A 7,362-nucleotide genomic window follows, 5' to 3' on the forward strand; every position below is an offset into this window, starting at 1 on the left:
TTCTTAAGGGAATCGATCAACTCTTTAGTGATCAATTAAAGGTACCCGTTTTTGTTTCCCAGGATCCGCTTGATAATGTTGCCAAGGGTGCTGGTGAAATGCTAGAACGGATGCAAAAGACTGATAATAACAAAAAAGGTAAGGACTAGTGAGTAAATTCGCGTGTCGGATGATTCGGTGGTATCAACGAAACATATCGGCAAAGCGATCATTTAGGGCTTGTCGATACTACCCCTCTTGTTCTCAGTATACGTTGGAAGCAATTCAACGCTTTGGAATAAGAGGAATATTGCTTGGAATGGTTCGGATACTGCGGTGTCAACCTTTTGCCCGTGGTGGTTATGATCCGGTTCCAACAAAATTTACTTTCCATCGAGTTATGAAATAATAAAGGTGAAAAAGTGGCAAAAAAAGATAAAAAAATTGAATAAAATTTTTGTTATAATTTCATTTTTTGAATCTTGACAAAAATAGAAAACAAGTTATACTTCTAGTAATGTAATAGAGAATAGTAGATAAAAGAGAAATATCTTGGAGGTTAAAATGATATATACGAATTTAAAAGATACTTTACAAAATAAAAATATTGCTAAAAAAGTTCAGGAATGTATTGAATATACAAATAAAAATTTAGAGGAACTAAAAAAACTTGATGGTGGAGCGTATGATATTGAATTAGGCATAAAAATGCATGTAAATACCTACGAAACAGGTACAGCGGAAGATAAAATTATGGAAACTCATCTAAAAAATCTAGATGTACAAATAATGCTTTGCGGAGAGGAATATGTGGCATTTAATACTTCGGATAATATGAAAATTGCGAAAACAGATAAAGAAAAAGATTTAGTTATTTATTCGGGCGATGTTTTATTTAACATTTTGTTAAAAGATGAAGATGTATTAGTGTTGTATCCGAATGATGTACATATGCCAGGATTAAAAGTGAAAGAATCAAAAAAAATAAAAAAACTTGTTTTTAAAGTACCGTTAAATGAACTTTAATTTTTATTTTTAATTAAAATAAATGAAGTTCAGTCTTTATTAGACCTGTTCGATAATTGAAAATACAATTAGATAGATATTGCTCTGAAGAGAGCGAGATATCTTAGTTAGAGATAAAAATACAATGTTACCGAACAAGTCTATTATTATTTTCAAATTCTACTTAGATATATCTAAGTTATTATCAAATAAAAAAAACTTTTGTTTTAAAGTAATTATTTTTTGGAAAGGAGGGAAAAAAGTGAATGTAAAAAAAATTTTTTCAGATGAATTACCATCGTGTTATGCGGTTAATCGTATTCAAAAAGATGATAAAGATTATTTGATGGTAGCTTCGGAAGTTGAAAATTCTTGTTTTGCTTATGATGTAAATGATAATTTTTCAAAAAAAGTTGTCTGGGATACTGTAGGTGGAACAATGAGTATTATTCAAGTTCCAGGTACGCTAGATTTCTTAGCAACTCAAAAATTTTATCCAGGTTTCAACTCAAAAGAATGTCAAATTGTTTATGGAAAATATAAAGATGAAAAGTGGGAAGTAAAAAAAATTATAGATTTTCCGTATTTACATAGGTTTGACCTGATAAAACAAAAAGATGGAAAAATATTATTTGTTGGTTGTACGATTGCAAATTCTAAAAAATTTGTTGAAGATTGGTCTGATAAAGGAAAAATTTTTGTTGGCGAATTTGATTTAGATAACGCAAAATTAAAAAATTTGAAAGAATTACCGCTAAGATTGTTAAAAAATCATGGATATTATGAAGTTCAAAAAGAAGGATACTCACTTATTACAGCTGTGGAAGGAATTGTGAAATTAACTTATCCTGAGTATTCTGACACAGAAGACTGGAGACTTGATATAATTTTTGGCGAAGAAACGAGTGATATTGTTCAAGTTGATTTGGATGGCGATTCTCAAAAGGAAAATGTCATAATTCAAGGATTTCATGGAGATACACTTAGAGTTTTTAATGAAGACTTTTCAAAAGAATTATATAAATATCCAGAGCCAACAGAGTTTGGACATGCTATCTGGGGTGGAAAATTACAAGGTAAAAATGTATTTTTATACGGTTATAGAAGTGGAAAAGCTGATTTGTTGCTATTTAGTTATGAAAATGGGAAATTTGTTCAAAATATAATTGAAGAAAAATGTGCATCAAGTAATGCAATAGCCTTTGAAAAAAATGGAAAAGCGTATGTATTTTCAGCAAATAATGGAAATCATAAAGTGACGCTTTATGAAGTTTCAGAAATTTAAAGTTTTAATGATAAATAAAAATATTGGAGGTATCAAATGGCAAAAGAAAAAGTATTAGTAACAGGGATTGTACCAAAAGAAGGACTTACAGAATTAATGGAAAAATTTGATGTGACTTATTCAGAAGAACCTTTTACTAGAGAATATGTGCTAGAAAATCTGCATAAGTATGATGCACTTTTACTGATGGGACAAAAAGCGGACAAAGAGCTTATAGAAGCAGGAAAAAATTTAAAACTGATTTCACTGAATGCAGTAGGATTTGACCATGTTGACATTGAATTTGCAAAGAGTAAAGGAATCGTGGTTGAAAACTCACCGCAAGCAGTAAGAGTTCCCACAGCAGAAATGACTTTTGCGTTATTATTGGCTGCGACAAAAAGATTGGCATTTTATGACAAAATTGTTAGAGAGGGAAATTGGATTGATCCAAGTGAAAGAAAATATCAGGGATTGACATTGGAAGGAGCAACTTTAGGAGTTTATGGATTTGGTAGAATTGGTCAAACAGTTGCAAGATTAGCTCAAAGTTTTGGAATGAAAGTTTTGTATCATGATACATTTAGACTTAGTGAAGAAAAAGAAAAGGAATTAAATGTAAAATATGTTGAATTTGATGAATTGTTGAAAAATTCAGATGTAATAACAATTCATGCGCCGGGATTACCTACAACAAAAGGTAAATTTAATAAAGAAGCTTTCAAAAAAATGAAAAATAGAAGTTACCTTATAAATGCAGCTCGTGGTCCAATTATAGTGGAAGCTGATTTGGTTGAAGCATTGAAAACAGTAGAAATTGCTGGAGCAGGACTTGATGTATTTGAGTTTGAACCTAAAGTTTCAGAGGAATTAAGAGCTTTAGACAGTGTGATTATGGCACCTCATGCTGGAACGGGAACTGTTGAGGGAAGAATAACTTTGGCAAAAGAAGCTGCTGAAAATATCATTGAGTTTTTTGCAGGAAATTTAAGAAATGTGGTAAATCCATAAAAAATTAAAATAAAAATTTTAAGGAGAAAATTATGTTAAAAGTGTTTAGTGATATATTTAATACACTGGGACCAGCAGTAGTTGTACCGATAATGATTTTTGTAGTGAGTGTAGCACTTGGAGTGCAAGTTAAAAAATCGATTATGAGCGGACTTTATGCAGGAATTGGTCTTACAGGATTTGGATGGGTAATAGGAAGTTTTGCACCAGCAGTAACTCAGTTAGTTGATCAAATGGTAAAAGCTACAGGATTGAAGCTGGAAGTAGTGGATATGGGATGGCAAATGGGTTCTAAAATGTCATTTTCAACAACTATTGGACTTTCATTTTTTGTATTTGGGTTACTGATTGAAATTTTATTATTTGTAATTGGAGTAACTCGTGTATTTGTTCCATCAAATTTATGGAATAATTTTGGATATATGATTTGGGGAGCAATGGCATATCAATTTACTCAAAATTTTGCATTATCATTTGCATTTATGATTTTTATGTTACTTTACTCACTGCTTTTATCAGAAACAGTTGCTGATAGATGGTCTGAATATTATGGAGTTAAAAATGCAACAATCAATTCAATTCATAATGTAGAATCATTAGTTCCAGCGATTATTCTAGATCCTCTGTGGAATTTATTGGGACTTCACAAATCAAAATTAAATCCAGAAACATTAAAGAGAAAATTGGGAGTTTTTGGAGAACCGACAATGCTTGGAGCAATTTTAGGACTTATTATGGGAGTTTTTGGGAATATAAAATCATTAGGAACTTTAGATGCCTGGGGACAAATTTTAGGATTTGCTGTTGCATTATCAGCTGTTATGACAATATTTCCATTGATTACAGGAGTATTTGCAAAAGCGTTTGGACCGCTTGCAGAAGCAGTTGAAAAAAATAAAAAGCAAGATGCTTCAAATGAACGTGAAACTGATAAAAAAAGATGGTTTATTGCAGTTGATGATGGAGTAGGATTTGGAGAACCTGCAACAATTATTGCAGGAGTGTTATTAATTCCTGTTATGGCAATACTGTCATTTGTTTTGCCAGGAAATAAGACATTGCCAATGGTCGATTTAATTGCAATTCCTTTTATAATTGAAGCAATGATAGCTGTTACTAAAGGAAATATTTTAAAAACAATATTAAATGGAATAATTTGGCTAAGTTTAGGACTTTATGCAAGCAGTTTTATAGCACCATATTATACAAGTGCGGCAATTGCAACAAAAGCTTTACCTGCAGGGGCAGCATTAATAGCAAGTTTTAATTTGACAGCTAGACCACTGAATGCACTAATTTTCTTCGCTTGGATTTCAGGAAATCCTATATTAATAGGAATTACAATAGTTGTATATCTAGTAGGGCTATTCTTCTTAAGAACAAAACGAGAAAGTATCTATGCTTATTTGAAAAAAATGGCTGATAAAAATAGTGGATTTGAAGGAAGTAAAGAAAAAATATTTATGGGACAAGATTAAATTAGAAAAATTGAATTATAATTTATAATTATGTAATTAAAGGAGAAAAAATATGAAAAAAATAGATGCACACGCACATATTGTAAAAGCAGTTGCTGGATTCAATAAAAAAGGGAGAATGACTCCGCTTGGAAATGGAAAAGTAATATGGGATGATGGAGATGTAACTCAATTATTTCCTGAAGGTTATGGAGACACAGAATTTACAGCAGAATCATTTTTAAAGTTGCTGGATGAAAATGGTATTGAAAAATCTGTACTTTTACAAGGACATTTACATGGATATCAAAATTATTACACTTATCTTACAATAAAAAAATACCCAGAAAGATTTATAGGAGCTTTTTCAGTAGATCCTTATGCTAAGGAAGCGCTTGAAATTACTAAAAGATATGTAGAAGTTTTAGGGTTTAGAGCAATAAAATTTGAAATAAGTGAAGATGGAGGAATTCATGGATATAGAAACACAAATCCATTTAGACTAGATACAGATCCGTTTGTAACAAGATTATTTAACTATTTGGCAAATTATCCTGGATTTGTTGTTACAGTAGATTATGGTAATTGGGATCAAATAAGCCATCAGCCACAAGCGATTGCAAATCTTGCAAAACTTTATCCTAATATTGATTTTGTAGTTTGTCATTTATCATTCCCACATGCAGCAACTCCTGAAAGAGTGAGAGCAGATCTTAACATGTGGAAGGAATATCCTAATATTTATACTGATTTATCAGCTATTCAAGATATAGATAGCCCTGAAGATTATCCATTTCCAAATTCGTACAAAAATGTAACTATTGCAAAAGAAATTTTGGGAGCAAAACGACTTATTTGGGGGACAGATTCTCCTTGGTCTGCAACATTTAACACTTATAATGAATTAGCAACTTGGCTTGAAAATGTAGATATTTTTACAAAAGAAGAATTAGAGGATGTTTTCTATAATAATGCTCAGAAAGTATATTTTAAACCTGAAGCAGTAAAAGCTATAAAAGAATCTGTTGATCCTGCAATAGAAGGAATAGATATAAATATTTAAGAATTTTAAAATATTTAATTTGAAATACAAGGAGCTTTTGTTTCTTGTATTTCTTAATATTGACTTTTTGTAAAAGGAGAATAGTTTATGAAATATTTTTTGAGTATAGATTATGGGGGAACAAACACAAAAGCTATTATTTTTGATGAGGATGGAAATGAAATTGGTGTCTCTTCTTTTCATACGATGAGAAAAGAAGTAAAACCAGATTACAGGGAAGTTGATTTAAAAGAAACTTCAGAAGCTATTTATGATTCAATAAAAAAAGTTCTAAAAAAATCAAATCTAACTGGAAGAGACATCAGTGCAGTCGCTTGTGTTGGTCACGGAAAAGGACTTTACGTACTAGATAAAAATCACAAGGAATTTATGAACGGAATTTTATCAACAGATGGAAGAGCGGGAGAATTGGCTAATAAATTTGAAAATAAAATAAAAAAATTATGGAATAAGACAAGACAGCATGTTTTTGGCGTTCAAAATCCGGTATTGTTACGTTGGTTAAAAGAAAACGAACCGAAAGCTTATAATAATATAGGAGCAATTTTATCTGCAAAGGATTATGTTCGTTTTAAACTAACTGGAAAAGTAAATCAGGAATATGGAGATGCTTCGGGAAATCATTGGATTAATTTTGAAACAGGAGCCTATGATGATGAAATTTTAGAATTTTTTGAAATTCCTGAAATGAAAGAAGCACTGCCGCCATTAGTTGATTATAATGAAATTGTCGGAGGAGTTACAAAAGAGGTTGCTGAAATTACAGGGCTTTTAGAAGGAACTCCTGTTGTAGGTGGATTGTTTGATATTGATGCTTGTGCAATAGGTTCTGGAGTTTTAGACAGCTCTACATTTAGTGTTATTGCAGGAACTTGGAATATAAATACTTATCCATCGAAAACACCTGCGTCATATGAAAGCGGTCAAATGAACTCGTATTTTCCAAATAGAGATTTTTTAGTAGAAGAATCGAGTCCAACTTCTGCTGGAAATCTAGATATTATTTTAAATATGCTGATGTCTGAAGAAATGTCCAGCCTAAAAGAAACAGAAAGTATTTATATTGGACTTGAAGCATTTTTAAAAGATACGACGGCTTCTTATAGCAAAGTTATATTTTTGCCATTCTTGTATGGAAGTAATACCCGTACTGAGGCGCCATCATGTTTCTTGGGACTTACAGCGACAACTACAAAATTAGAAATGGTTCGTTCTGTTTATGAAGGAATTGTATTTTCTCATAAACAGCACTTAGATAAACTGGAAAAAAATTTAGGGAAAAGACCAGATGTAATTCGTATTTCAGGAGGTGGAACCAATTCAAAACAATGGTGCCAAATTTTTTCTGATATTTTAAATATTCCTGTTGAAACTTTAGAAGGAAGTGAGTTAGGTGGACTTGGTGGAGCGATTGCAAGTCAGCAGGCAATAGAAAAAACTTCATTAGAAGACACTATAAAAAAGATGGTTAGAATAAAAGACAGATACGAGCCTGTTGAAGAAGAACATAAAAAATATATAAAAAAATATGAAGTATATCAGGAAATCCTAAAAAGTATGGATACAACTTTTCATAGTTTAAA

Annotated in this window: 8 protein-coding genes; all 8 read left to right on the top strand. The window is 31.2% G+C overall.

Annotated elements, in window-relative coordinates:
* The first annotated feature begins 11 nt into the window (after positions 1 to 11).
* Positions 12 to 149 carry a hypothetical protein gene (locus Q0370_RS11750; RefSeq protein WP_367270795.1) on the top strand — a complete coding sequence of 46 codons (138 nt, stop codon included), beginning with the start codon at positions 12 to 14 and terminating at the stop codon, positions 147 to 149.
* The gene (gene yidD / locus Q0370_RS00855) at positions 149 to 388 is read left to right on the top strand and encodes a membrane protein insertion efficiency factor YidD (protein WP_278558727.1); all 240 of its coding nucleotides are present in this window, start codon (positions 149 to 151) and stop codon (positions 386 to 388) included. The genes Q0370_RS11750 and yidD overlap by 1 nt, the downstream gene beginning before the upstream one ends.
* Positions 389 to 543: 155 nt before the next feature.
* Positions 544 to 1,005, top strand: coding sequence for a YhcH/YjgK/YiaL family protein (locus Q0370_RS00860; protein WP_299570797.1), 462 nt, complete (start codon positions 544 to 546; stop codon positions 1,003 to 1,005).
* Between the two features lie 241 nt (positions 1,006 to 1,246).
* Entirely contained in the window at positions 1,247 to 2,269 is a 1,023-nt protein-coding gene (locus tag Q0370_RS00865) for a hypothetical protein (protein ID WP_299570800.1), read from the top strand.
* A 36-nt stretch (positions 2,270 to 2,305) separates the two neighbouring features.
* Positions 2,306 to 3,259, top strand: coding sequence for an NAD(P)-dependent oxidoreductase (locus tag Q0370_RS00870; protein ID WP_299570803.1), 954 nt, complete (start codon positions 2,306 to 2,308; stop codon positions 3,257 to 3,259).
* A gap of 32 nt (positions 3,260 to 3,291) precedes the next feature.
* The gene (locus Q0370_RS00875; RefSeq protein WP_299570807.1) at positions 3,292 to 4,737 is read left to right on the top strand and encodes a PTS transporter subunit IIC; all 1,446 of its coding nucleotides are present in this window, start codon (positions 3,292 to 3,294) and stop codon (positions 4,735 to 4,737) included.
* A 52-nt stretch (positions 4,738 to 4,789) separates the two neighbouring features.
* Positions 4,790 to 5,779, top strand: coding sequence for an amidohydrolase family protein (locus tag Q0370_RS00880; protein ID WP_299570809.1), 990 nt, complete (start codon positions 4,790 to 4,792; stop codon positions 5,777 to 5,779).
* 87 nt (positions 5,780 to 5,866) lie between these two features.
* On the top strand, positions 5,867 to 7,362 hold a 1,496-nt coding region (locus Q0370_RS00885; RefSeq protein WP_299570812.1), incomplete at its 3' end, for an FGGY-family carbohydrate kinase.

Origin of the sequence: uncultured Leptotrichia sp., from assembly GCF_938036635.1 — a bacterium.
Lineage (GTDB): Bacteria > Fusobacteriota > Fusobacteriia > Fusobacteriales > Leptotrichiaceae > Leptotrichia > Leptotrichia hongkongensis.